The following is a 25,143-nucleotide window of genomic DNA, read 5'->3' as shown; positions in this document are numbered from 1 at the left end:
GGCACCGGCGGAGCCAGTCCCCAGAGAAGCCTGCTGACGGAGGGAAAAATGGCGTACAAAATGGATATCGCGGTGGCCCAGGTCTTGACCGTCTGTGAGAAAACGGAGTTCGCGTGCGCCGATATCTACCACTATTTTGCGAACCTGTTCAAGGAGGAGCGCGAGATCTTCTACATCTGGCTTAAAAGCGCCCTCGAGCGGGAAAACCGCGCCAGGCTTTTCGCCCTTGTCGGGAAACTAAGGCTGGACGATGTGGTCGAGGCGGCGCTGCTCGATCTGGCACAGGCCGAGAAAATCCTTAAGAAGGTGCGCGAGTTGGAGAAGAAGGTAAAAGAAGAGCCCCCTGCGGTGCGGGAGGCTCTCGAATTGGCGATGGAACTCGAACAGATGCTCGACGCCATCTCGATGGAGAGGGTGGTCCAGTTTACCGAGTCCTACCAGAAGTGGTTCCTGGCCATCATGAACCGGGACCAGATGGAACTGCTTCAAAACGCCTACCAGCAGTTCGGCAAATAGACTTCAAGGACTTCCTGAGCGGTTACCGGACCTCCTGCCGGTAGCCGTTCAGTTTGGCCAGTTCCTGCACCAGCGGATCGACCTTGCGATCCGTGATGAAAATCCTTCCCCCACGCGGGTCGTTGATCATGACGCCCGGCATCCTCACCCCGTACCCCTGCTCCCATACCGACCACAGGTCCTGTTCGCCGTAGCGGCCGGAGATGTCAAGCCGGTTCAAAAGCTTGTCCGAGAGGCTTTCCAGGTCGTCCTGGTCCTGCATCTGGATCACCCGGTATCCCTTCGCCTCCAGGAGGTTCGTCAGCGAGTCACCCATCGGGTCCCCCTGGAAACGCGCAAGCACGTAGCGGTTGCCGTTCTTCTCGAAGTAGCGGTACGCCGGGATCTCCAGGCGGACGCCGTTGTTGTCGCCGGCGTAGAGGTCGATGTTCTTGTCGGCCTGGTACCTGATGCCGAGGGCGCCAAGCAGCGCATCGGCTATGGTTCTCGGGTCCTTCTCCGGGATCTGGTACAGCACGTTGTCGTCGGGCCTCCCCGTGATGATCGGGGCGCTGGAGGGCGTCTCCACCAGCTTGAAGCCGTTGGCCGCGAGGAGGCGGACCAGCGCCTGCGGCGTTGCGGGGCGTTTCCCGGGGATTTTTAAAAGGGTGATGTCCTGGTGCAGCAGGCTGTCCTGGCTCTTCTCGATCTTGAAGTCAGCCTGCACCGTCACCTTGCACTCGGAGCCGAAGTCGACCAGGAAGTCCTCCTCGAAAGAGTAGAAGCGCGCCGCTCCCAAAAGGGCGCGGTAGAAGGCGCGCGGGTTGTCGGCACGCTCGGAGACGATGGAGAGATGCGGGTTCTTCTCCTGCAGCAGGTTTTTGACGAGCGGCGGGAGTGTTCCGTCGGCGTCGACGAGGATGGCACCGCCGTCCTGGGTCGCCAGTAATGGGTACTTCTCAGGATCAAGCGAGAGGGAGAAGGCGCCGGAGAGGTAGTCGAGCTGTGCCTTCACCGAAGGTGCATTGGGAATCAACTGCGGCCAGACGTGGGAGGCTTGCTGGACCGCGTCTGTACCGACCAGTGAAGCACGCGACGGTGCCTGTTGCCCTGACGGGGCCTGCAGGACCATCATCGTGTTCGCGCCGCCGCGCGGTGCTTTCGCCGCTGCGACCTTTGCGGCGCGGTGCGACCTGACCTTGGCCGTACCGTGTGCGGGGGGATCAATAGGGATTACGAGGGTAGAGCCGACCTTGAGCCTCTTGATGTCGGAGAGGTGGTTGGCGCTTTTCACCCTGCGTGCGACCGCCACGGCGCGCTCGCCGGTGAGCCCGTACTCCCGGGCCAGCACCTTGTAGATGAAGTCGCCGCGCTTGACCTTGTAGGTCTGCGTTCCCGTTGCCTTCTGCGGCGCGGGCTGCTTGGCCTTGGCGGCCGGGGCGGGCATGGGGTATTTCCGTGCCAAGGTGGCAGGTTCCAACTCGAACTTCTTTTCGATGCTGTAAGAGGTCAGCGGGAAGGCGGCTAGTAACATAAGGGCTAGGCCCAGGTGCTTCGTTTCGAGTTGAACCGGCATGCAAACTCCCTGAAAAAGATTGGCTGCTGCGCTACACGAAGGCTGACTGCTGCTGCGGGAGCGTCACCCTGGATTGGCGTCTATTTTGGCCGCGGGGCGGCGAGCTGAAGCACCACACCCAGGATGCGGCTTTGCGGACTGCGGTAGATGGCGATCTCGGCGCCGCCGGGGACGCGCCTTGTTTCGACCTTGACGCCGTCAGCCTCTTTGATCTTCCCCTTTGCGGGCATCTCGGCACCCACCGCTTCCCGGAACCAGGCCGGCACCTGGCGTTCGCCGATCCCGGCGTCACCCGTGGGAAGGGCCTGGATCGCGATGATCCGCCCCCCTTCGCGGAAGACCCGGAACTCAACCTTCTCATTCTCGTAGCGCTCCCAACCGGGATGGGCCGCGGCATAGGCCGCGTCGGCGGGGACCCTCGGGATGAACAGGGGCAACGCCTGCTGCTCACCGGATGCTGCCGGTGTTTGTACAGGTTGAGCGACAGTCTTGCCGGGCGGAGCGGCCGGAACTGTTGCAGGTTTCTGTGACGACTGAGGCTCGGGCTGGTGTGCAAAAAGACGCCAGAAGAGCAGGCCTGCGAAGAGCAGGGCGATGCCGACGTAAAGCGGGCGTGTCAGGCGTGGGGGTTCCGGTCCTTCGGCAACCGCCGGTTCGTCCCCTTCCTCCGGTACGCCGCACAGCTCCGGGGGCTTGCGGTAGATCTGGTTCGGACTCGGGTACAAGGACTTCGGCTGGGTGCCATGCCCCTTTTCCTTGCGCTGGGGTGCGGCAGCCTGTACTGCGGCCTGCACCGCGGGTTCGGCCGGCTCTTCCGTGGGCTCCTGTTGCGGGGGCTGGGCGGCGACGAAGAAGACGATCTCGTCGGAACCCGTGATCTCCGGGGCCTTTTCTGCCGGCGGCGCCTGCAACGCTTCGGCGTCGAAAACCAGCGGCTCGGGAGGTTCGGACGGCCACTGTGGTGCCGGGTGCGGCTCTACGATGCTGTCAAAGCTGGGGATTTCAAAGTCCGGGAGATCATCGAGGATCAATGCTGACGGCGCTGCGGTGGTCTGGGCAATATCCTCGGAAAGGAGCTGCAGCACGTCGGACGTCAATTGCGCGGTAGGTAGGGCGAGGTTGAGTGAAGCGGCGAAGCCTGGCGGCGGGAAGCCGGGGGGCGCGTCGTCATCCCCCAGCAGGATGAGCTGCAGGGTCGCGTTGTCCACGAGCATCCTGGCCTGTGTGGCTATCTCGTCGCACGGAATACCATCCAGGCTGGACTGGATGAACACGAAACGCGGATTCTCTTTGTGAAGTCTCTTCACTGCGCTAGCCAAGTCAGTCTCGAAAGTAAGACTTCTAGGCGACTGAATGCGCAAGCTCTCCACAAGATCGAGTGCTCGTTCGTCACTGGCTATGAAAAAGATCTCTGCCATCTTACCTGCTTTCGTAAGAATAGTCTCAGGGACTATTGTAAGTAAAAATCCTGAGAAAAGCCTATACCTGTTCGCAGAAGTGACCTATGTTTTTAATATAAAATGGAATAAAGTCAAATTATTTTAAAATAATTAATCTTGATTTCTTTCATTGAGTAAACGCTTTGACTATACAGCCATTGGGCGATAGAAGTTGAGCGCGTTTTGACAGAGAACCTTCTGGGATAATTCGGGGGAGAGCGTTTCTACGACGAGCCGCAGGTCGTCGTCGCGGTAGGGGCGCGGGGCGCGCGTGGAAGGGAGGTCGGTGCCGAACATGAGGGCGTCGGGGTTGGCGCTGCAGAAGTCGCGCAGGGCGGCCGGCACGTCGAAATCGACGCGTCCGAAGCCGGTTGCTTTTACCCGCACCCCGCGCTCGGCGAGCGCAAGGAGAATCGGCAGACCCTCGCGGGAAAGTCCCAGGTGGTCAATGCTGACCGCGGGGAGTCGGAGGAGGGTGCTCTTGAGTGGGGGGAGCTCGCGGGAGTCGACGTAGAGCTCCACGTGCCACCCTGCCAGTTCGTGAACCCGCCGGGCCATCGCTTCCAGGTGCGCCACATTTTCGGAGCCGCCCCGCTTTATGTTGAAGCGTAAGGCGCGCACCCCGAGCCGGTTGAGGCGCAAGACCTCCTCGTCGCTGACCGAGGCGGGGAGCTGCGTCACCCCCACGAAGCGCGGCCCCAGGGTGGCGAGCGCGTCCTCCAGGTAGGACTGGTCCAGGGCCTGGAACGACCCGGAGACGATGGCGCCACCGGCCAGGTTCATGCCGGAGCACCGCTCGAGGTAATCGCGGCAGGTGAAATCGTCAGGGAGAAAACCCTGGTTTTCAACGAGTGGGAAACGGCGGTCGATGATGTGGAAATGGCTGTCGAAGACGGGGAAGGCAAGGTCGCGTAGATCCATAAAGTGCCTCCTGCGGGCCCCGTTCGGGGCGCCGGATCATTTGACTACCGTGTGCGGGCCGATCTGCAGGCTTTCCTTGGCGATGAAGATCTCGCGCAGGAAGTTGATGAGTCCAGCCACCATGAGCAGCATGGCGACGATGAAGAGCACCGCGACCGGGACCGAGACGTCGTAGCGCAGGTAATCGCCGATGAAGAGCAGCGCGATCACGGTGCAGACGAGGACCGCGGTGGCCGTACACAGGAAGATGGCGTGACCGATCAGGTCGGCGCGGCGTTTGAGGGTGGCGAGCGCGGCGTGCAGTTTCGGCAGCCCGTCGGGGGAGACGGTCTCGAGCCTCCCCTCGTGGTAGCGGGCGCGGTCGATGATGCGTCCGAGCCGGTTGATCATGACGCTCAGCATGGTCCCTATGGCGGTCAAAAGGAAGACCGGGGCGACCGAAAGCTGTATGACGTGGGCCATGGTGCCTATGGTCTGTGAATCTCGCAGCATGCAGCTTTTCTCCTTGGGTCCTCTTCAGGACTCGAATCTTTCTTCCAGCTCCGTCTTGAACTGTTCCAGGTCGATCCCTTTCAGGCGCACCAAGTCCTTCATGACCGAATCGAGCACCGCGTTTGCCGCGTTCAGCGTCGCCCTTTTGGAACGAACCTCACGCAGTGCCTTTTCGCGCCCCTCGCCGGTCAACAGCAGGTCGGAACGCTCGTTGTAGAAGCGGTGGATCAGGAAGTTCCTCGCCTTAAGTGCCAGACGCAGCGCGTGCACCGCCTGGTCGTTGAAGCCGACCTTCTCCTTGATCTCCTCCATCAGCCGTCCCATGGTCTGGGAACCGAGGATCTCCATCGACCCGCTGAATTCCTCCTCGGTGAGCGCTCCGTCGGAGAGTTCGATGAGGAGCGTCACGATGAACGAGATATAAAGCTCGATCCTCTGGCAGTCCTGGACCGCCGCCCCCATTTCCAGGTAGATCGGGTTAAGCGGCGTGGTGTCTATTTTGATACCGGGCATGGCGCACCTTCGGGCGTGGTTTGACGAAATCCAATAGCATACTTCCGGGGCGCCATAAACAGCTAATTTAATGGCAGGGGGCGCCGGGGGCAGGCTTGCATGGGGGCTCCTGGTAAGCTGCTGAATTTGCAGCCATATTCATGTGGATCTCATCCTGCCGTCCCTCATGTGGAGCATCCCCGGCGATGCAAACGCTGCTTTGAATGCCTTAATGCCGCGTGGACACTCCGTTTTTTTATAGTGCGTGAGAAAGAAACTCTGCTATAATCACTCGGTTTTCATTAACCTTGCCCGCCCTGAATCTTCATCGGGGCTGCATATATGAGTAGAAATCGGCCGGCACTGCCGGCGAGACAACAAACCAGGGCGCGAGAGGCACCGGCCGGTACCACCGCCGGGAGCCCGCGGCCCCAAAAGGAAAGGGAACAAGCAATCTATGGCAAAAAAAATGCTGATCAATGCGCTGCACTCGGAAGAGGCGCGCGTGGCAATCGTGGAGGATGGACGTCTGGTGGATCTCGATGTCGAGATCGCCGGCAACGAGCAGACGCGCGGCAACATCTACAAGGGGGTCGTGGTCCGTGTCGAGCAGGGGCTGCAGGCCGCCTTCGTCGACATCGGCCTCAATAAGCTCGGCTTTCTGCAGATGGGGGAGTTGCACCCGGAGAACTGGAAGTGGCGTGACGATATCGCCGAGGACCAGCGCCACCGTCGTCCCCGCATCCAGGAGGTGCTGAGAAGAGGGCAGGAGCTGATCGTCCAGGTGGAAAAGGGGGAGCGCGACAACAAGGGGGCCGCCCTCACCACGTACGTTTCACTGCCGGGCCGCTACATGGTGGTGATGCCTGGGAGCGACTCCGCCGGGATCTCCCGCAAGGTGGAGAGCGAGGGGGAGCGCAAGAAGCTCAAGGAGATGATCGCCGATATGACCATCCCCGAGGGGTACGGCTACATCATCCGCACCGAGGCGATGGGGCGCACCCGTGAGGAGCTGCAGAAGGACTTCGACAGCCTGGTGGCGCTGTACCAGGGGATCCGCGAAAAAGGGATGTCCATGAAAGGCGCGGGGATGATCTACCAGGAGTCCGCCCTGATCATAAGGACCATCCGCGATTACTTCTCCGCCGACATGGACGAGGTGCTTGTCGACAGCAAGGACGTCTATCAGGACGTGCGCGAGGCGCTCAAGGAGATCGATCCCACCTTCGAGAAGCTCGTGAAGATGCACCAGGAAAAGCGTCCCCTCTTCTCGCGCTACCAGCTCGAAGAGCAGATCGACCTTATCTACGAGAAGAAGGTGCCGCTCAAGTCGGGGGGCTCCATCTTCATCGAGCCGACCGAGGCGCTCGTCTCCATCGACGTCAACTCCGGCAAGTCCACCGGCGAGAAGGGGGTCGAGGACACCGCGTTCAAGACCAACATGGAGGCTGCCGAGGAGGCGGCGCGCCAGCTGAGGCTGCGCGACCTGGGCGGGCTGATCGTCATCGACTTCATCGACATGCGTGACAGAAAGCACAACGCCGAGGTCGAGAAGACCCTCAAGAGCGCGCTCAAGGCGGACAAGGCGCGCGTGAACGTCTCCCGCATCTCCGAGTTCGGCCTTCTGGAGATGTCCCGGCAGCGTATCCGCCAGACCCTGAACCAGGCGAGCACCCTCGAGTGCCCGCACTGTGACGGGCGCGGCAAGGTGAAGTCGGTCGAGGCCATGGCGCTCTCCTTCCTGAGGAAGGTGCACGCGGCGGCCGCCAAGGGGACCATCGGCGAGGTGGTGGGAAGCCTGCCCCTCGAGATCGCCTACTACCTTCTGAACCGCAAGCGTCACGAACTCTCCCGGATCGAGAACGACTACGACATAGAGGTGACCGTCAAGGGGAAACCCTCTTATCTCTTGAACCAGATGGACCTGGAGCTCGTCAAGCGGGAGAAGGTCGAGGAACAGCCCCAGGAGAAGGTGCAGCAGGCGCGTCCCGTCGCCAAAGAGGAGGCGCCCGCCGAGGTCGCCGCCGATGGGCGCAAGAAGAAGAAAAAGGGGAAGAAGGCCGAGCCCGAGGTGCATGCCGAGGCGGTGCCGGTCGCTGTGGTCGAGGAGCCGTCCGGTGCGGAGCTCGTGGTGACCGTAGATGGCGAGCCGGAGGAACACAAGAAGAAGCGGCGCAGAAAGCGCAAGCGGGGCAAGGGGGGAGGCGCCGATGCGGCCGCCCATCCGGCCGAGGCCGAGGTCGAGTTGCCCGGCGACGCCGGGGAGCTTGCCGCGGGTGGTGCCGCTTCCGAGCAGGCCGAGGAGGCCGAGGCCGAGCATCCGGCATCGGGCGAGCCTGCTGAAGAGGTCAAGAAGAAGCGCCGCCGCAAGAGACGGCGCGGTAAGGGCGGTCATGACGCCGTTGCAGCGGGTGAAGTGCAGCAGGTAGCCGGCGGGGAGTCAGAAACCGCCGCACCGGTGGCCGCCGAAGCGGTGCCCGTCGTCGAGGCCGCTGCCCCGAGCGAAGCGTCTGCGGAGAAGAAGCCTGCACGCAAGAAGAGAAGCCGCGGCAAGGGTGGAGCCGTCGAGGCCGTCCTTGAAGCCGTGGTAGCCGGTGTAGCGGTCCCGGTTGCCGAGTCCGGTGCACCTGCCCCGGTAGCCGAGCCCGCCGCCGTGCCCGAGAAACCGGCCAAGAAGGCCCGCCCCGCGCGTAAGCCGAAGGCTGCTGTCGCAGAAGGAGCTGCAGCCGTCGAGGCCGCCGCACCTGCAGCCCAGAGCCCGGCACCGGCCCCTGCCCCGCAAAACAAAGCGGTGGAGCCGGCGGCAGCACCCGCCGCCGAAGCCGGCAAGGCCGAGGTCGCCGCAAAGAAGAAGCCGGCCCGTCCAAGGAAGGCCAAGGTTGCCGAGCCCACCGCCGTGGCCCCGGCCGCCACCGCCGCCGAAGCCGCGGTGGTCGAGCAGGCAAAGCCCGCCAAGCCGGTGAAAGCCGCGAAGACCAAGAAGGCGGTCCCGTCCGCCCCGTCTGAGCAGTCCGACAAGTCCGACAAGGCAGCGAAGCCGGCCAAGGCAGCAAAGCCTGCGAAGCCTGCCAAGGCAGCCAACGCAGAGCCTGCCCCCGAAAAGGCGCCCGCCGCAAAGGCCAAGGTCCCCGCGAAGCGCAGCGCCGCTGAGGCCGCAGAGCCCGCTGCCGCGTCCGAGGAGAAACCGAAGAAGCCTCGCGCGCCGCGCAAGAAAAAAGACGAGACGGCCGTCTGACGGCGCGGGGGATGAGATGATGAAATACCTCGCGGTTGCAGCCTTATTCCTTTGCTGCGCCGCTCCCTCGGCTGCGGCAGGCCTGGAAGAGCTCACCCCGTACTTCGGTCCCCAGTACTTCACCTGGAAGGAGCGCAACGGTGGTAAGACCCTGCTTAAGGAGCACGGCCCGCTTTTCTGCGCCGGTGTGCGCCTTGGCTCGGTGACTTCCTCCTCGATTGCCGTCCGGGCCAGGGCCGAACTGTTTGGCGGCGAAGTCTCCTACGAGGGGCAGACCCAGGCGCCCGAATCGGTGCCGGTTGACACCCGCGTAAGCTACTTCGGTGGAAAAGGGGAGTTGGACCTGGGCTACCGGCTCGAGACCGGCCCCGCGCGTCTGGAGCCATTTGCCGGCGTCGGGTACCAGGGATGGTTCCGGGACCTGCAGGACTCGACCGCCTCCGACGGGACCCGCGTCTCCGGCTACACCGAGGGGTGGCAGGTCGGTTACGCACGGTTCGGTGCACGCGCTGACGCTCCGCTGGGGCGGGTGAAGGTATCTGCCGAGGCGGGTGCCAAGTACCCCTTCTACGTGGGGAACACCATCGACTTCAGCGGCAGCGGCAAGACCACCTTTCATCCCAAGGGAAGGATGAGCGGCTTTGCCGAACTGGGTGCCGGTTACGGCAACTTCCGGGCGTCGCTCGTTTTTGACGCCCTGCGTTTCGCCCGGTCCAACCTGAAGGGGGTGCAGGGCACCTACTACTTCCAGCCCGACTCCTCTTCCGACAGCTTCGGCCTGAGGCTCGGCTGGAACTTTTAAAAACGGCTGGTTTTTTCATGGAGCAGGTTTTTCTCATAGCCCTTCTCGGGGCAGCCGGCTGTCTGACCCGGTATTTCCTTTCCGGCTTCGTGTACCGGATCTGCGGTACCGGCTTCCCCTACGGCACCCTTGCGGTCAACATCATCGGGGCGTTTCTGATCGGCCTAGTCATGGAGTTCTCCATCAGGAGCGCGCTCATCCCGCCTACCCTGCGCTTTGCCATCACCATCGGCTTTCTGGGGGGGGTCACCACCTTTTCCACATTCAGCCTGGAAACTTTCCGCCTCGTCGAGGAGGGAGCGCTGCTCCTTGCCTTTACCAATATCTTGATCAGCGTAATCGCCTGCCTTGCCTGCACCTGGCTCGGGATACAAACGGCCCGCTGGCTGTAGCCCCGCGCCTGCCGCCACCGGCGGCCTGCGCCTTTGCATCTATAAATACACATGGAGGGAAGCGTGCCTATGAAGGTGAGGGACATGAGCCTGGAAAGTGACAGGACGGGGATGCTCGGCGAGCAGGTTCTCCTGAGGATCTACATCGGGGAGCGCGACAAGTACAAGCACATCCCGCTCTACGAGGCACTCGTCGAACTGTTCCGCAAAGAGGGATTCGCCGGTGCCACCGTGCTGCGCGGCGTGGCCGGCTTCGGCGCGCACAGCATGTACCACACCGATCGACTGCTGCGTCTGTCCACCGATCTCCCCATGGTGATCGAGGTGGTCGACGAGCGGGCGCGCGTCGAGGCGATCCTTCCCGCCGTGGAGGAGATGATGGACGGCGGCATGATCACCCTTGAAAAAGTTCAAGTTTGGAGGTACGCGAAAAAACGCTCCGCTTGAAACGAAACCCTCATCTGCTACACTCTCCGTGTTCATGAAAAGGAGCAGATCGATGGGTATATTAGACAACCTGACCCCCCAGTGGATTGAGAACCAGTACGAACTTTGGAAACGTGAGCCCGAGCAGCTTTCCGAGGAATGGCGGGCATTCTTCACCGGCTTTGACCTGGGGGCCGCCGCCCCGGCGCCTGGCACACCCCCGGCGCCGGGATCCGAAGAGGCTCTGAAACAGTCCTCGGTACAGTCCCTCATCTACCGCTACCGCGACATCGGTCACCTGCTGGCGTGCACCGATCCCCTTTCACCCTGCCGGATAGAGCATCCTCTCCTCTCGCTCTCAACCTTCGGGCTGGACCCGTCCGACCTTAACAAGACCTTCCACACTAGGCGCTTCATGAAAAAAAGCGCCACGCTGAAGGATATCCTGCAGGTGCTGCGCAGCACCTACTGCGGGTCGGTCGGCGTCGAGTTCATGCACCTTCAGGACCCGGACGAGCGGCAGTGGCTCATCGACCGGATGGAACCGGTGGGCAACCGCGGCGTTTTCACCAGGGAAAAGCGGCTCCTCTTGCTGAAAAAGCTCAAGGAAGCCGCCCTCTTCGAGCGCGAGCTGCACAAGAGGTTCCCCGGCCAGACACGCTTTTCCCTTGAGGGGGGAGACGTCCTCATCCCGATGCTGGACGCCGCCGTCACCAAGGCGGCCTCTATGGGCGTCACCGACGTCGTCTTCGGCATGCCGCACCGCGGCCGCCTGAACGTGCTCTGCAACATCTTCGGCATGCCCTACGAGAACATGTTCGCCGAGTTCGCCGACAACTTCGAGTACGGCGTGGTCGGTGAAGGGGACGTTAAATACCACAAGGGGTTCTCGGTGAACGTCCCGGGTGCCGACGGCGGTACCGTCCACCTGACCCTCACCTCCAACCCGAGCCACCTCGAGGCGATCGACCCGGTGGTGCAGGGGAAATGCCGCGCGCGCCAGGACCGCATCGGCAGCGACGGGGAAACCCGCGTGCTCCCGCTTTTGATCCACGGCGACGCCGCCTTCTCCGGGCAGGGGGTGGTGGCCGAGACGCTGAATCTCTCCCAGCTTGCCGGCTATCGCACCGGCGGCACCCTCCACATCGTCCTCAACAACCAGATCGGCTTCACGACGAGCGCAGTAGATGCGCGCTCCAGCCACTACGCGACCGACGTCGCGAAGATGGTGCAGGCTCCGGTGTTTCACGTCTACGGCGACGACGCCGAGGCAGTGGTGCACGTGACCGAGCTCGCCGTAGCCTATCGCGACCGTTACCGCAAGGACGTGGTGGTCGAGGTGATCTGCTACAGAAGGCATGGCCACAACGAAGGTGACGAGCCCTACTTCACCCAGCCGCTCATGTACCAGCAGATCAAGCTCCGCCCCCAGTTGCACTCGCTTTACGAGATGGAGCTTTTGGCCGAGGGATTTGAAGAAGATGTGCTTAAAGAGATCGAGACCGAGGTGGTGCAGCGGCTGACCCAGGCCGGCGAACGCCAGGCGGCCCCGGTGGAGTCGGCCTTCCTCGCCCACTGGAGCGGGATGAAACCGGGCGTCGCCAAAGTTGCCGTGCCGACCTCGGTTCCCTCCGCCACGCTCCTTGAGCTTTCCGAGCGGCTCGCACGCATCCCCGACGGTTTCACCCCCCATCCCAAGGTAGCCGCGGTGCTGCAAAAGCGCAGGGATGCCGTGGTGAAGGGGGGACCGCTCGATTGGGGCAACGTCGAGACCCTTGCCTATGCCTCGCTCGTCTCCTCGGGCGTCTCCGTGCGCCTGTCGGGCCAGGACGTGCGGCGTGGCACCTTCAGCCACCGCCACAGCACCCTCTTCGACCAGGAAAGCGGCGCCACCTACCTGCCGCTCTGCGCGGTAGTCCCGGAGGGGACCCACTTCTGCGCCTTCGACAGCATGCTGGCCGAGTTCTCGGTGCTAGGTTTCGAGTATGGCTATTCCCTCGAGGCTCCCGAGGCCCTCACCATATGGGAGGCCCAGTACGGCGACTTCGTCAACGGTGCCCAGGTGATCATCGACCAGTTCCTCGTGAGCGGCGAGGCGAAATGGGAGCGCTCCAGCGGCCTCGTCCTCATGCTCCCGCACGGCTATGAAGGGCAGGGGGCGGAGCATTCCAGCGCCCGCATCGAGCGCTTCCTCGAGCTTGCCGCCGCCGGCAACATCCAGGCGGTATATCCCACCACACCGGCCCAGCTTTTCCACGTCCTGCGCCGGCAGATGCTGCAGCCTTTCAGAAAGCCGCTCATCCTCTTCACCCCGAAGAGTCTGCTGCGCCACCCCGATTGCGTCTCCAGGCTCGAGGAACTGAGTTCCGGCGGTTTCCGCGAGGTGATTGCCGAGCCCGCGGCCGGTGAAGCGGTGTGCCAGGTGATCATCTGCAGCGGCAAGATCTACTACGACCTTTTGGGACGCATCAGGAAAGAGCAGTTGCAGGGGAGTGCCCTTCTGCGCATCGAGCAGCTCTATCCGCTCCCCATCGAGCAGTTGCGCGACGAGTTGCAGCGTTTCCCCGCCGGCGTCCGTTATACCTGGGTTCAGGAAGAGCCGCGTAACATGGGAGCCTGGCGCTTCATCCACGAGCCGCTGAGCGAGCTTTTGGGAAGCGTTCCCAGGTACGTAGGGCGCCCCGACGCGGCCGCCCCCGCCTCCGGCTCGCACCGGCTGGATCGTGTCGAGCAGGAGCGCATCGTTGACGAAGCGTTGAAAATCTAGAAACGTTCTACGTTCTATGTTCTGCGTTCTACGTTACCCCTTAAGACATTAATTCGGCCGACATCGGGACGGGTGGTTTGCGCCTGCAGGGGCAACCGTTTTGAACTCGGAAGCCTGTAACGTAGAACCTAGAACGTAGAACGTAGAACGGCAGTTAAAGGGAGATGCACATGGATATCAAGGTTCCGGCAGTCGGCGAGTCGGTTTATGAGGCGGTCATCGCCAGGTGGCTCAAGAAGACGGGCGACGTGGTGGCCAAGGACGAGCCGCTGTGCGAGATCGAGACGGACAAGGTGACCCTGGAGGTGACCAGCGACGCGGACGGCGTCCTGACGGTACTCTCCGGCGAAGGGGAGACGGTGAAGATAGGAGCGGTGATCGCGACGATCGACGCACGCGCAGCGCAGACGGAGGGGGCATCCAAACCCGCGGCCGCGCAGGCCCCGCAGAAAGCTGCAGCACAAGGCGCCGCCCCCCCTATGTCCCCCTCGGGTCGCAAGCTCGCCCGCGAGCTCGGCGTAGAGCCGGGCGAGGTCCAGGGAAGCGGCCGGGGCGGCCGGGTCACCAACGACGACCTGATGAAGGCGCAGGCGACGAAGGGCGAGGCGGCTAAGCCGGCCGCGGTTAAGCCCGCCCCGGTCCAGCCGCCGCCGGCTACCCCCAGCCAGCCCGTTACGCCCCCCCCTGCGGCACCTGCTCCTCCGCAACCGAAAACCGCCCCCAAGGAGGCGGCCGAAGAGGGGCGCATCGTGCGCAAGCCGATGACCCAGATCAGGAAGCGCATCGCCGAACGCCTCGTCTCCGTGCGCCAGCACACCGCCATGCTCACCACCTTCAACGAGGCGGACATGACCGAGGTGATCAGGCTGCGCAAGAAGCACGGCGAGCACTTCCAGAAGCGCCACGGCGTGAAGCTCGGCTTCATGTCGCTCTTCGTGCGTGCCTGCTGCGCCGCGCTTGCCGAGTTCCCTGACGTGAACGCGAGCATCGAGGGGGACGACATCGTCTACCATAACTTCTGCGACATCGGCGTGGCGGTCGGCGGTGAACGCGGCCTGGTGGTGCCGGTGCTGAGAGATGCGGAGAAGATGGGGCTCGCCCAGATCGAGCTCGCCATCGCCGAGTTCGCCGAAAAGGTACGCACCAACCGCATCGCCCTTTCCGACCTCGAGGGGGGGACCTTCACCATCTCCAACGGCGGCATCTACGGCTCCATGCTTTCCACCCCGATCCTGAACCCGCCCCAGTCAGGAGTGCTCGGGATGCACAACATCCAGGAGCGCGCCGTGGTGGTGGACGGACAGATCGTCGTGCGCCCCATGATGTACCTGGCCCTCTCCTACGACCACCGGATCGTGGACGGCAAGGGGGCGGTCGGCTTCCTGAAGCTGGTCAAGGAGTACATCGAGGACCCGGAGGAGATGCTGCTGGAGTGCTAGGAAAATGAGAGTCAACCTGGAACTGAAATCGTTACAAGCTGGAGGGAAACCATGTCCGAAGAAACCTTCGATCTTATAGTAATCGGCGCCGGCCCCGGTGGTTACGTTGCCGCCATCAGGGGCGCCCAGTTCGGCATGAAGGTCGCCGTCGTCGAGAAACGCGGCTCCATGGGGGGCGTCTGCCTGAACGAGGGATGCATCCCGAGCAAGGCGCTCCTCGACTCGAGCGAACTCTACCACCTGGCGCTGCACCGCTTCGCAGGCCACGGCATCGAGGTGCAGCCCCCCACCCTAAACCTCTCCCGCATGATGGCGCGCAAGGAAGACGTCGTGAAGAAGCTCACCGACGGCATCGCCTATCTCTTCAAGAAGAACGGCATCACGAGCTTTCTCGGCACGGCGACCATGCTTTCGCCCGAAAACGGCACGCACCGGGTTGAGGTGAAGGGGGAGCAGAACACCGTCATCTCCGGCAAGAAGGTGATCATCGCCACCGGCAGCGACGCGGTGCAACTCCCGTCGCTCCCCTTTGACGGTGACGGTGTCGTCTCCGCCCGCGAGGCGCTCAGTTTCACCTCGGTGCCGGAGCACCTGCTCGTCGTGGGCGGAGGGTACATCGGCCTCGAGCTCGGCTCGGTGTGGCTTAGGCTCGGCGCCAAGGTGACCGTGGTTGAGCTGTTGCCGCGTCTCGTCGCGGGGAGCGACGGTCAGGTGGCCGAGGCGCTCCTGCGCTCGCTCAAGAAGCAGGGGATGCAGTTCATGCTGGGTGCCAAGGTGGCCGGCGTCGAGAAGAAGGACGGACGCCTCGCCGCGCGCATCGAGGGTGAGGGAGAGACGCAGGAGATCCTCTGCGACAAGGTCCTCGTAGCGGTCGGGCGCAGGCCGCTTACCGGCGGGCTGAACCTGGAGGGGCTCGGCGTCGCGATGGACGGCAGCCGCATCAAGGTCGACGCCGACTACGCCACGAACGTCGCCGGGATCTACGCCATCGGCGACCTGATCGCCGGTCCCATGCTCGCCCACAAGGCCATGGAGGAGGGCGCGGTCTGCGTCGAGCGGATGCAAGGCGAGCCGAGCCAGGTCGATTACGGCTGCATCCCCGGCGTCTGCTACACCTGGCCCGAGGCGGCCTCGGTCGGCAAGACCGAAGAGGCGCTCAAGGAAGAGGGTATCGCCTACAAGGTGGGCAAGTTCAACTTCATGGCCAACGGCCGCGCCAAATGCATGGACGAGACCGAAGGGTTCGTGAAGCTCCTCACCGAGGAGAAGGGGGGGAGGCTTCTCGGCGTGCATATCCTCGGTCCCCGCGCCTCGGACATGATCGCCGAGGCAGTCACCGTGATGAGTTTCGGCGGCAGCGGCGAGGACATCGCCCTCACCGTGCACGGCCATCCCACCCTCTCCGAGGCGATGAAGGAGGCGGCGCTCGACCTCGACAAGCGCGCCATCCACGGCTGACATGGTCGTTCACGACGCGGCGGTGATCGGTTACCCGGAGGCTCTCGCCTTGCAGGAGCGCCTGGTCGGCGAGGTGCAGCAGGGGGGGGAGGAGGCGCTCATCCTTCTCGAACACACCCCCGTCTACACCATCGGCGCGGGAGGCGACAGCGGAAACCTGCTTGATCCCGCCATAACGGCGCACCGGGTCAACCGGGGTGGCGACGTCACCTACCACGGCCCCGGCCAACTGGTCGGTTATCCCATCCTGGATCTCGGGCGGCGCGGGCGCGACCTGCACCGCTACCTCCGTTTCCTCGAGCTCTTTCTCATCGGGATGTGCGGCGATTTTGGCGTCGCGGGTTTCACCATCCCGGGGAAGACCGGGGTCTGGACCGCGGGGGGGAAGATCGCCGCCATCGGCGTCGGCGTCCGGCGCTGGGTATCCATGCACGGCTTCTGCCTGAACGTTGCCCCCGACATCTCTCCTTTTAAAAGCATCAACCCCTGCGGTATGCGCGACTGCCGCATCACCTCCATATCCCTGGAATGCGGGGAGACCGTGGCGGTAGGGGAGCTCAAGAGACTCGCGACTGCCCGCTTCGAGACGCTTTTGAACACGCACCTGCCGTCCCTGTAATCCCACACGAACGCTTGCAAGGAGGCTCACATGTCCGAAACCGCTAACAGAGTCCCCGTAGAGAAGCTACGCTGGGTATGCGACCCCGCCCTTTTCAATTTCAAGACCACCGAAGAGATCGCGAACATCGAACGCAACATCAGCCAGGACCGCGCCATTGCCGCCATCGAGTTCGGTCTGGGCATGCCCAGCAACGGCTTCAACATCTTCTTGGCCGGCGAGCCCGGCACGGGACGGACCTCCACCATCCGGCAGATGTTGAAGAAGTTCGTCAAGGACACCTGCCCCCCAAGCGACTGGTGCTACGTGAACAACTTCCACACCCCGGACGCGCCCATAGCCATCGCCCTTCCGGCGGGAATGGGACGTGGCTTCGCCGCCGACATGCGCGAACTCCTCGACTACATGCGCGCCAACGTCCCGACCGCGCTCGAGAGCAAGGAGTACGAGACCAACCGGGTCGGCATCATAGAGCAGTTCCAGGAGCGAAACGGCGAGATCTTCTCCGAGCTCGAGGCGGAGGCGGGCGAGCGGGGCTTCGCGCTGCAGCGCACCGTCTCCGGGCTCGTCATCGTGCCGCAAAAAGAGGGGCGCAACTTCACCCAGGAGGAGTACGAGGCGCTCGAGAAGGACGAGCGGGAGAAGCTCGACACCGTGGGGCGCGAGCTGACCGAGAAGCTGAACGACGCCCTGCGCCAGGTGCGCGAGAACGAGAAGGCGCTGCGCGACGCCCTGGCGCTTTTGGACCGCGAGCTCGGGCTCGCCGCGGTCGGGCATCACCTGAACCCGCTCAAGGAGAAGTACCAGGGGTTCGCCAAGGTCCAGGAGTACCTGGAGAGCGTGCAGGAGGACCTCCTTTTGAACCTGGAGGATTTCAAGCCCCAGGCGGCGCCGCCGCAGATCCCGGGCTTGAAGCTTCCCAAACAGGAGCCGACCTTCGAGCGCTACGAGGTGAACGTCCTCGTCGAGAACAACCCGGACCTCGGCGCCCCCGTGGTCTTCGAGTCGAACCCGACCTACAACAACCTCTTCGGGCGCATCGAGAACGTCATGCAGATGGGAGGTGTGGCGACCACCAACTTCACCCTCATCAAGCCGGGCGCCCTGCACCGCGCCAACGGCGGCTACCTCGTCCTCGACGCGCGCGAGGTGCTCATCAACCCCTTCGCCTGGGAGTCGCTCAAGCGCTGCATCAGGAACATGGAGATAAAGATCGAGGACGTCCTCGAGCAGTACCGCTTCATGACCGTGGTGTCCCTGAAACCCGAGCCGATCCCGTTGGATGCGAAGATCATCATGATCGGGTCGCTCTGGGTCTACTACCTCCTCTTCTACCTCGAGCCGGACTACCGGAAGTTCTTCAAGGTGAAGGCCGATTTCGACAGCCGCATCAGCCGCACCCCGGACGTCATGCAGGACTACGCCCTCTTCGTCGCGGCTCACTGCTGCAACGAAGGGCTCCTCCCCTTCGACCCGACCGGCGTCGCCGCCCTCCTGGAGCACGCCTCGCGCATGGTCGAGGACCAGACGCGCCTTTCCTCCCACTTCATGGAGCTCTCCGACCTGATACGGGAGTCGAGCTATTGGGCAAAGCGCGACGGCGCCCAGGTCGTTGACCGCAGCTGGGTGAAGCGGGCGATCCAGGAGAGCACTTACCGGTCGAACCGGATCGAGGAGCGCATCCAGGAACTCCTCGCCCAGGGGGTGATCCTTTGCGACACCAAGGGGAGCGTCGTCGGGCAGGTGAACGGACTCTCCGTGATCACCATGGGAGACTACACCTTCGGGCGTCCCTCGCGCCTCACCATACGCGTCTCCCAGGGGCGCGCCGGGATGGTGAACATCGAGCGCGAGGTGAAGCTTTCCGGCCCGATCCACGACAAGGGGGTGCTGATCCTCACCGGCTACCTGGCCGGGAAGTTCGGGCAGGAACAGCCGCTCTCCTTCTCGGCGCACATCTGCTTCGAGCAGTCCTACGAGGGGATCGAGGGTGACAGCGCCTCCTCGGCCGAACTCTACGGCCTTCTCTCCGCCTTCTCGGGGCTGCCGGTCAAGCAGGGGATCGCGGTCACCGGGAGCGTCAACCAGCACGGGCAGATCCAGCCCATCGGCGGGGTGAACTACAAGATCGAGGGGTTCTTCAACGTCTGCAAGGCGAAGGGGCTGACCGGCGAGCAGGGGGTCGTTATCCCGAAGATCAACGAGCAGAACCTGATGCTGAGCGACGAGGTCGTGCAGGCGGTGGCCGACGGCATGTTCCACGTCTGGAGCGTTTCCGAGGTCGAGGAGGGGATCGAGATCCTCACCGGCGTTCCTGCCGGCAGGCCCGCCGAGGACGGCAGCTACCCCGAGGGGAGCGTCAACTTCCTGGTGCAGAAGAGGCTTAAGACCATGCTCGAGAACATGCGCAAGTTCCAGCAGCCCGAAAGGGAAAAGGACGAGCCGGCGCGACTTCCCGAGCAGGTCAAAGAGCCGGAGCATCCGTAACGGTAAGCCCCTGCAAACCCCTTGTAATCAGACACTGTTTTTGCTACCTTCCGGGGGCCGCTACTGCGGCCCCTTTTTCGTGGAGGTGTTTTTTTGTCCAGACGCTGCTTCCTCATCGTAAACCCCACCTCGGGGACCTTTTCGCAGCAAAAGGTCGACCTGATCATGGCCGGGCTCAAGGGGCGCGGGCTCGAGCCCACACTCATGCCGACGCAAAGCGCCGCCGATCCGGTCCTCTTCGCCTCCCGCATCTGCACCGAGGAGAGCGAACCGCTCATCGTGGTGGCAGGGGGGGACGGCACCATCAACGGCGTCCTGAACGGGCTCGTCCCGGGGGCGGCGACCCTCGGCGTTATCCCGCTCGGCACCTCGAACGTGCTCGCGCGCGAACTCGACATCTCCTCCATCGACGAAGCCCTCGATCGCCTGGGGCGCGGCGAGTCGCGCCCCATCTCCGTGGGAGAGGTTGAGCGCGACGGCGAAAAGAGGCGCTTCGTGCTCATGGCGGGCGCCGGTTTCGACGGCGCCGTGGTGCGCGACGTGCGCCTCTCCGAGAAACGCGCCATCGGCAAGGGGGCCTACCTTCTCTCCGCCCTGCGCAACTTGAGGGACTGGGACGCCTCGCAGCTCACCGTCACCGGGGGAGGAAAAAGCGTCACCTGTCACGGCGTCATCGTCTGCAACGCCGCGAAGTACGGCGGGGACTTTCTCCTCGCCCCCGAGGCGGACCTCTTCACCCCGGGCTTCCAGGTGCTCTGCATCAGCGGGGGGCGCCTCGCCTACTTGGGGCTCGCCATGGGGCTTTTAAACGGCACGGCCGTCTACAGCCGGAACGTCACCTCTTTCAGCGCGGTGCAGCTCGAACTCTCCGGGGCGAAGGCGGTACAGTTGGACGGCGATTACGTCTGCCCGACACCGCTTACCATCCGGACCATTCCGGAACTTGTACGTCTCGTGGTCTAATAACTGTTGTCATCTTGACAAACCTGCCATGATATTGATTAATGAACGGGTGGCCGGCTGCATCGGCTCCCGCTGATATGAACTGACCGGGAGGGAATAGGCGTGAGTACCAAAGCGAAGATCATGCTGGTTGACGACACGAAGCTGATCCTGGAGCTGGAGAAGAGCTTCCTCAAGTGTTCCCACGTGGACGTCGTCACGGCCGGCAACGGCCTGGAGGCGCTCGAGTTGATCCGCAAGGATCCCCCCGACCTGGTCTTCATGGACTTCAACATGCCGGTCATGGACGGCATCTCCTGCTGTGCCCTTCTCAAGGCCGATCCCTTCCTCTGCGGCGTCCCCGTCGTCATGCTGACCACCGCGGGCAACGAGCAGGACCGGGCGCGCGCCGCCCAGGCCGGCTGCGACGACTTCCTCACCAAGCCGGTCGACCGTCGTCTCTTCCTCGAGATGGCCCACAAGTACACCGCCGGCGTTGAGCGACGCGAGCAGAGGGTCCCTTGCCAGGTTCCGCTTCTTTTCCTCCTGGACGGCACCCCGGTCGGCGCCCACGCCCTCGACATCGGCGACGGCGGACTCTTCGTGGCGAGCCGCGAAACGGTCCTTCTGCACCAGAAGCTGCGCCTCGCCTTCTACCTGGAGACGGAGCGGCTCCCTCTCTTAGAAGTGCAGGGACGGGTGGCCTGGGTGAACGAGGAGGGGAGCCGGGTACACAAGGGGCTTCCTGCGGGGTTCGGTGTGGAACTGCTCGAACTGGAGCAGTGGCAGGCCGACGAGCTGAAGGGGTTCGTTGAGGGGATCCGCTAGGGTAGGGCCGTGAGGGTGAGTCGGAACCAGAGCCTGGTGAGCAGTGCCGCACCCAGGTCCCCGGCGCGGTTGGCGATGAACCGCGCCACGATGCGGTCGTAAAGAAGCAGAAACCTTCCCCCCTTGCCCGCCTCCACGTCACCGGTGAGAACGTCCAGGAAAAGAGCGAGCTGCCAGGCGTTCCCCCTCACGTAGGCGCCGGTTTCGCGCCACAGGCGGCGCCTCTCGGCACGCGGCAGCGCGCGGATCGCCTCGGCGAGCGGCGCGAGAACCGGCCTGAGTCTCAGCTTCCCCGTCGTGTCCTGGCTGCGGTAACTTCTCTTCAGGTCGCGGATCAACTGCAGATGGCCGGTGTGGGCGAGGCTCATCAGGACCGCGTTCAGCGACTGCCGGGGGAGGAGCCCCTCGGCTAAGAAGCGGCGCGGCGAGGTGCTGATGCGGGGCGGCAAGAGGAGCCAGCGCCCCATCTTTCGCACGCGCTCGGCGAAAAAGGTGTCTTCCATGAGCGGCAGGTCAGCGTCGAAGGGGCCCGCCTCCTCGAAGAAGGCGCGGCCGATAAGAAAACCCTGGTCGCCGTGGGTGCATCCCGGGCGGTCCAGGGTCGCTTTTTGTCCGTAGAAACGGTAGGGGAGCGGGGTCGGCCCACCGAAGTCGAAGCTGAGGGAGAAGCGGCCGGCAACATGCGCCGCTCCCGCCGCTGTAAGCGCATCGAGCCCGCTGCGCAGGGCGAGCGGGTCCTCGAAGTGAGAATCGATGTGCAGGAAGAGGAGCGTCGCCCCCCGTGCCGCGAGGGCGCCGCGGTTCAACTGTCCCGCGCGCCCCTTCTCCCCCCCGATCACCCTGACCGGGAAGGGAAGCTTGCCCGATAACCGCTCCGCCTCATTCCTGCCGCGGTCGCCGGAGGCGCCATCCGAAAGGATCACCTCCAGGCGTACCCCCTGCTGCCGGGAGAGCGCCGTGAGGAAGGGGGTCACGTTCCCCGCCTCGTTGTAAAACGGCACGACGACCGACAGCTCGGGGCACGGCTCAAAGGACAAGGGTGTCCGCCTTTTGCACCAGGTTCGGCAGGTCCGGTTTGGTGAGGATGTCGCTCGCACCCAGGTTGCGCCATTTCATCTTGTTGTCCTCGCTGGCAAGCGACGAGAAGATGACCACCGGCAGATACTCAAGGTCCGCCTCCTTGCGGATCAGCGCCGTCAGGTGCAGACCGTCCATGCGGGGCATCTCGATGTCCGTGATGACGAGGCTCAACTGGTTGCTGAAGGGCTCCCCGCTCGCCTTGCATTTCTCCCGTACCGCCTGCACGTGCTCCCACGCCTCCTCGCCGTTCTCCGCTTCCACCACCCGGTAACCCGCCTCCCTGAGCGAGCCGCACATGGTCCTTCTGATGAAGGCCGAGTCGTCGGCGACCAGGATGGTCTTCGCGCCGCGGTTCGCGGTCGAGTGCGCGAGCATCAGGTCCTCTCCCGGGGCGGCGAGCGCCATGGTCGAGGAGAGCTCCCCTATGATCTTCTCGAAGTCGAGGATCAGGATGATGCGGTCCTCCATCTTCACGACGCCCGTTATGTTCGCATCGTGGATCGCCTTGACCGGGGGCTCCACGTTCTCCCACGAGATGCGGTAGATGCGGGAGACCGAATGCACCTGGATGCCCACCACGATCCGGTTGAACTCGAGGACGATGACCCGGTCCGCCGGGATCCCCTCGGTATTCTTGTTGAGCGCGCGGGACAGGTCGATCAGGGTGATCACCTGGTCGCGCAGCTTGATCATGCCGCTTACCGAGGCGTTCGCGTTCACCACCCTGCGGATTTCCGGGAGGCGGATGATCTCGCGTACCTTCGCCACGTTGACGCCGAAGTAGCAGGGAATGACGTTCCCCTTGGCGTCCATCTCATCGATCCTGAACTCGACTATTTCCAGCTCGTTGGTGCCGCTTTCCAGAAGTATCTTGCTGTTCGGTTCCATACGCCCCCCGCTTATTTCGTGCCGCTTTTCCTGACTACATCGGCAGCACGCGCCAAAGCATGAGGCAAATCTGCACTAAATGCTCGGCAATCCCCGCAAGGCACCCCGTCCCGTTGTTAATCGTCAATCATCAATCGTCAATTGCCTCTGCGCACATCGACACGGTTGTCGTAGAAGGTGCTCCCCCCGCCCTGGTCGGTGAGGCGCTGCGAGGTGAGGGCGTTCACCGAACGGCTGCCCGGCGCGAAGGCGAGCCAGAAGACCCCCTCGGCGACCACGACACCGGACGGCACCTTCGGCGTCACCTCGAGTGTGAAGGTGACCTCCCCGAGCTCGTTCCATGCGACGACCTGCTCCCCGTCGGCGAGCCCCTTGCCGGCCGCGTCCTCGGGGTTCATCTTGAGGCGCATCCCCCCCTGCTTCCCGCGCAACTCCTCCTGCTCGTAGAAACTCGCGTTCAGCGCGTACGGCGTCGGTGCGGTCATGAGCCGGAAGGGGAGGCGTGCCGCTTCCTCGTGCGTCGGCAGGTAGCGCGGCAGCTTCTCCTCGAGCCGCTCGTTCAGGATCTCGATCCGCCCGGACGGGGTGAGGATCCCCCCCTTCCGCGCGGCGAGGGTCACCGGACGTCCCTGGGCGAGCGCCTCCTCGTCGATCCCCTCCCGGAGCGGTCTCGGGACGGCGAGGAGCCGGTCGATCATCTCATCCGCGCTCAGGGTGAAGATCTCCTCGGTGAAGCCCATGCCTTTCGCGAGCAGGGAGAACACCTCCCAGTTCGACTTGCTTTCTCCCACCGGGGCGACCGCAGCCTGCGCCCGCTGGATGCAGTAGGTGCCGTAGGAGCGGTAGACGTCGCTGTGCTCGAGCGACGAGGTCGCCGGAAGGACGATGTCCGCGTAGCGCGCCGTGTCGGTCATGAAGCGTTCGTGCACCACGGTGAAGAGGTCATCGCGGGAGAGCCCCTTCAAGACCTGGTTCTGGTCCGGCGTGACGGCGGCCGGGTTCGAGTGGTACACGTAGAGCCCCATGATGCGGGGGGCGTCGAGTTCGTTCAGGGCGTGCCCGAGCCGGTTCATGTTGACGAGCCTCGTCGTCCCGGGGATCAGGTCCTCGCGGGTCAAGAGCTCCATCGGGAAGGCGGCGCCGGTGGAGGTGTCCGGGAAGCATCCTCCCCCCTCCTTGCCGTAGGCCCCGACGAGCGCGGGGAGGCAGCAGACGCAGCGCACCGTCATGGCGCCGTTGCCGTAGCGCGAAAGCGCGCTCCCGAGCCTGATGAAGGGGGCCTTTGCCTTTGCGTAGCGGTGCGCCATGGCAACGATGTCTTCGGCGGCGAGCCCGGTAAGTGCCGCGGCGCGCTCCGGGGTGAATTCGGGGAGCACCTGGGCCGCGAGTTCCTCGAAGCCGAGCACGTGCTCCGCGATGAAAGAGGCATCGGTGAGCCCGTCGCGTGCGATCACGTGCATCATGCCGAGGGCGAGCGCACCGTCGCTTCCGGGGCGGACCAGGAAGGTGCGGTCGGCGGCCGAGGCGGTGGGGGTCTCGTAGGTGTCGATGAGCCAGACCTCGCCGCCGCTTCGGCGCACCTCGCCCGCCTGGTTCAGGAAGTGGATGCTGGTCGCCGCGGCGTTGATCCCCCAGAGGATGAGGAGATCGCTCTTCCCCGCGCTCTCCGGCGGCGGCGTCGCCGTCTGTCCCATGACCGCCTTCCATCCCTCCCCCTTTGCGGGAGAGCAGATGGTGCGGTCGAGGCGGGAGGCCCCCATGCGGTGGAAGAAGGGATGCCCGGAGTTTCTCTGCACGATCCCCATGGTCCCGGCGTAGGAGTAGGGGAGAAGCGCCTCCGCCCCGTGCTCCTTGATGATCCCTTGCCAGCGCTCGGTCACCTCCGCGATCGCCTCTTCCCACGAGATGGGGGCGAAGCTGCCGCTTCCCTTCGCGCCGGTCCGCTTGAGCGGCGTGGTGAGCCTCAGCGGCGAGTGGACCGTCTTTTCGTAGTGGCGCATCTTCGGGCAGAGGGTGCCGCGACTGAAGGGATGTTCCGGATCCCCCTTCACCGCGACCGCGCGGCCGTTTTCCACCTGCACCAGCATGCCGCAGGTGTCGGGACAGTCGAAGGGGCAGACCGATCTCTTGGTAACAACGCTCATCTCTTTTCTCCTGGGGGTGAAACGGCTTCGGAAACTGGCTGTCCCTTTTTATGTGTTTTGCGGCTGCAGATCAACACAAAAGCTGTTCATGTGCCTCACTCGGGGGCTGGCTCCGCAGGTGCCGGTCCTCTTCTGTCCACCGCGAAGGTGATGGTTCCGGGAAAGATAGTCAACGTGCTACGAAGCGCAGTATGGGGCCTAACGTCTCCCCCTTTGCGAAG

At 63.9% G+C, this 25,143-nt stretch carries 20 protein-coding genes; 12 read left to right on the top strand and 8 right to left on the bottom strand.

Annotated features, from left to right (window positions below; translation table 11 throughout):
- Positions 1–48: 48 nt before the first annotated feature.
- On the top strand, positions 49–516 hold the full coding sequence (locus tag E4633_RS00475; protein ID WP_135868325.1) for a rubrerythrin: 468 nt from the start codon (positions 49–51) through the stop codon (positions 514–516).
- 22 nt (positions 517–538) lie between these two features.
- Here the strand turns inward: E4633_RS00475 and E4633_RS00470 are convergent, their stop codons facing one another.
- From E4633_RS00470 to E4633_RS00450, 5 genes are all read right to left on the bottom strand, one after another.
- Positions 539–2,071 (bottom strand): LysM peptidoglycan-binding domain-containing protein, encoded by a 1,533-nt coding sequence (locus E4633_RS00470; RefSeq protein WP_135868324.1) that lies wholly within the window; start codon positions 2,069–2,071, stop codon positions 539–541.
- A gap of 80 nt (positions 2,072–2,151) precedes the next feature.
- Positions 2,152–3,390 (bottom strand): hypothetical protein, encoded by a 1,239-nt coding sequence (locus tag E4633_RS00465; RefSeq protein ID WP_135868323.1) that lies wholly within the window; start codon positions 3,388–3,390, stop codon positions 2,152–2,154.
- A 267-nt stretch (positions 3,391–3,657) separates the two neighbouring features.
- On the bottom strand, positions 3,658–4,431 hold the full coding sequence (locus E4633_RS00460; protein WP_135868322.1) for an amidohydrolase family protein: 774 nt from the start codon (positions 4,429–4,431) through the stop codon (positions 3,658–3,660).
- A 36-nt stretch (positions 4,432–4,467) separates the two neighbouring features.
- Positions 4,468–4,923: a DUF2721 domain-containing protein gene (locus E4633_RS00455; RefSeq protein ID WP_135868321.1), complete on the bottom strand. Its 456-nt coding sequence runs from the start codon at positions 4,921–4,923 to the stop codon at positions 4,468–4,470.
- Positions 4,924–4,947: 24 nt separating this feature from the next.
- Entirely contained in the window at positions 4,948–5,436 is a 489-nt protein-coding gene (locus E4633_RS00450; RefSeq protein WP_135868320.1) for a hypothetical protein, read from the bottom strand.
- 436 nt (positions 5,437–5,872) lie between these two features.
- On the opposite strand from E4633_RS00450, the gene E4633_RS00445 reads away from it, so the two are divergent.
- The 11 genes from E4633_RS00445 (at position 5,873) to E4633_RS00395 (ending at position 20,810) form a co-directional block, all read left to right on the top strand.
- Positions 5,873–8,650, top strand: coding sequence for an Rne/Rng family ribonuclease (locus E4633_RS00445; RefSeq protein WP_135868319.1), 2,778 nt, complete (start codon positions 5,873–5,875; stop codon positions 8,648–8,650).
- Positions 8,651–8,666: 16 nt separating this feature from the next.
- Complete coding sequence (locus tag E4633_RS00440) at positions 8,667–9,452, top strand: hypothetical protein (RefSeq protein ID WP_135868318.1); 786 nt, start codon at positions 8,667–8,669, stop codon at positions 9,450–9,452.
- Between the two features lie 17 nt (positions 9,453–9,469).
- Complete coding sequence (gene crcB / locus E4633_RS00435; protein ID WP_135868317.1) at positions 9,470–9,844, top strand: fluoride efflux transporter CrcB; 375 nt, start codon at positions 9,470–9,472, stop codon at positions 9,842–9,844.
- A 69-nt stretch (positions 9,845–9,913) separates the two neighbouring features.
- A complete protein-coding gene (locus tag E4633_RS00430) occupies positions 9,914–10,291 on the top strand; it encodes a DUF190 domain-containing protein (RefSeq protein ID WP_135869544.1) in 378 nt (125 codons plus the stop codon).
- 52 nt (positions 10,292–10,343) lie between these two features.
- A complete protein-coding gene (locus E4633_RS00425; protein WP_135868316.1) occupies positions 10,344–13,037 on the top strand; it encodes a 2-oxoglutarate dehydrogenase E1 component in 2,694 nt (897 codons plus the stop codon).
- A 170-nt stretch (positions 13,038–13,207) separates the two neighbouring features.
- Complete coding sequence (gene odhB / locus E4633_RS00420) at positions 13,208–14,476, top strand: 2-oxoglutarate dehydrogenase complex dihydrolipoyllysine-residue succinyltransferase (protein WP_135868315.1); 1,269 nt, start codon at positions 13,208–13,210, stop codon at positions 14,474–14,476.
- A gap of 51 nt (positions 14,477–14,527) precedes the next feature.
- Positions 14,528–15,934 carry a dihydrolipoyl dehydrogenase gene (gene lpdA, locus E4633_RS00415; protein WP_135868314.1) on the top strand — a complete coding sequence of 469 codons (1,407 nt, stop codon included), beginning with the start codon at positions 14,528–14,530 and terminating at the stop codon, positions 15,932–15,934.
- A 1-nt stretch (position 15,935) separates the two neighbouring features.
- Positions 15,936–16,553, top strand: a complete 618-nt coding sequence (lipB, locus tag E4633_RS00410; RefSeq protein WP_135868313.1) for a lipoyl(octanoyl) transferase LipB — start codon at positions 15,936–15,938, stop codon at positions 16,551–16,553.
- Positions 16,554–16,583: 30 nt separating this feature from the next.
- Positions 16,584–19,040 (top strand): Lon protease family protein, encoded by a 2,457-nt coding sequence (locus E4633_RS00405; protein WP_135868312.1) that lies wholly within the window; start codon positions 16,584–16,586, stop codon positions 19,038–19,040.
- Positions 19,041–19,133: 93 nt separating this feature from the next.
- Positions 19,134–20,003, top strand: coding sequence for a diacylglycerol/lipid kinase family protein (locus tag E4633_RS00400; RefSeq protein WP_135868311.1), 870 nt, complete (start codon positions 19,134–19,136; stop codon positions 20,001–20,003).
- Positions 20,004–20,105: 102 nt separating this feature from the next.
- Complete coding sequence (locus E4633_RS00395) at positions 20,106–20,810, top strand: response regulator (protein ID WP_246037848.1); 705 nt, start codon at positions 20,106–20,108, stop codon at positions 20,808–20,810.
- On the opposite strand, the gene E4633_RS00390 is transcribed toward E4633_RS00395, so the two are convergent.
- From E4633_RS00390 to E4633_RS00380, 3 genes are all read right to left on the bottom strand, one after another.
- On the bottom strand, positions 20,807–21,847 hold the full coding sequence (locus tag E4633_RS00390; RefSeq protein ID WP_135868310.1) for a TIGR04283 family arsenosugar biosynthesis glycosyltransferase: 1,041 nt from the start codon (positions 21,845–21,847) through the stop codon (positions 20,807–20,809). The genes E4633_RS00395 and E4633_RS00390 overlap by 4 nt on opposite strands.
- Positions 21,837–22,778 carry a chemotaxis protein CheV gene (locus tag E4633_RS00385; protein WP_135868309.1) on the bottom strand — a complete coding sequence of 314 codons (942 nt, stop codon included), beginning with the start codon at positions 22,776–22,778 and terminating at the stop codon, positions 21,837–21,839. Before E4633_RS00385 ends, E4633_RS00390 begins: the two co-directional genes overlap by 11 nt.
- A 137-nt stretch (positions 22,779–22,915) precedes the next feature.
- Entirely contained in the window at positions 22,916–24,922 is a 2,007-nt protein-coding gene (locus E4633_RS00380; RefSeq protein WP_135868308.1) for a molybdopterin oxidoreductase family protein, read from the bottom strand.
- Positions 24,923–25,143 lie beyond the last annotated feature (221 nt).

It is taken from the genome of Geomonas terrae (genome assembly GCF_004791675.1).
In the GTDB taxonomy this organism is placed as follows: domain Bacteria; phylum Desulfobacterota; class Desulfuromonadia; order Geobacterales; family Geobacteraceae; genus Geomonas; species Geomonas edaphica.
Note: the sequence above shows the minus strand (reverse complement) of the source record. Positions and strands in the feature narration are given on the sequence as shown.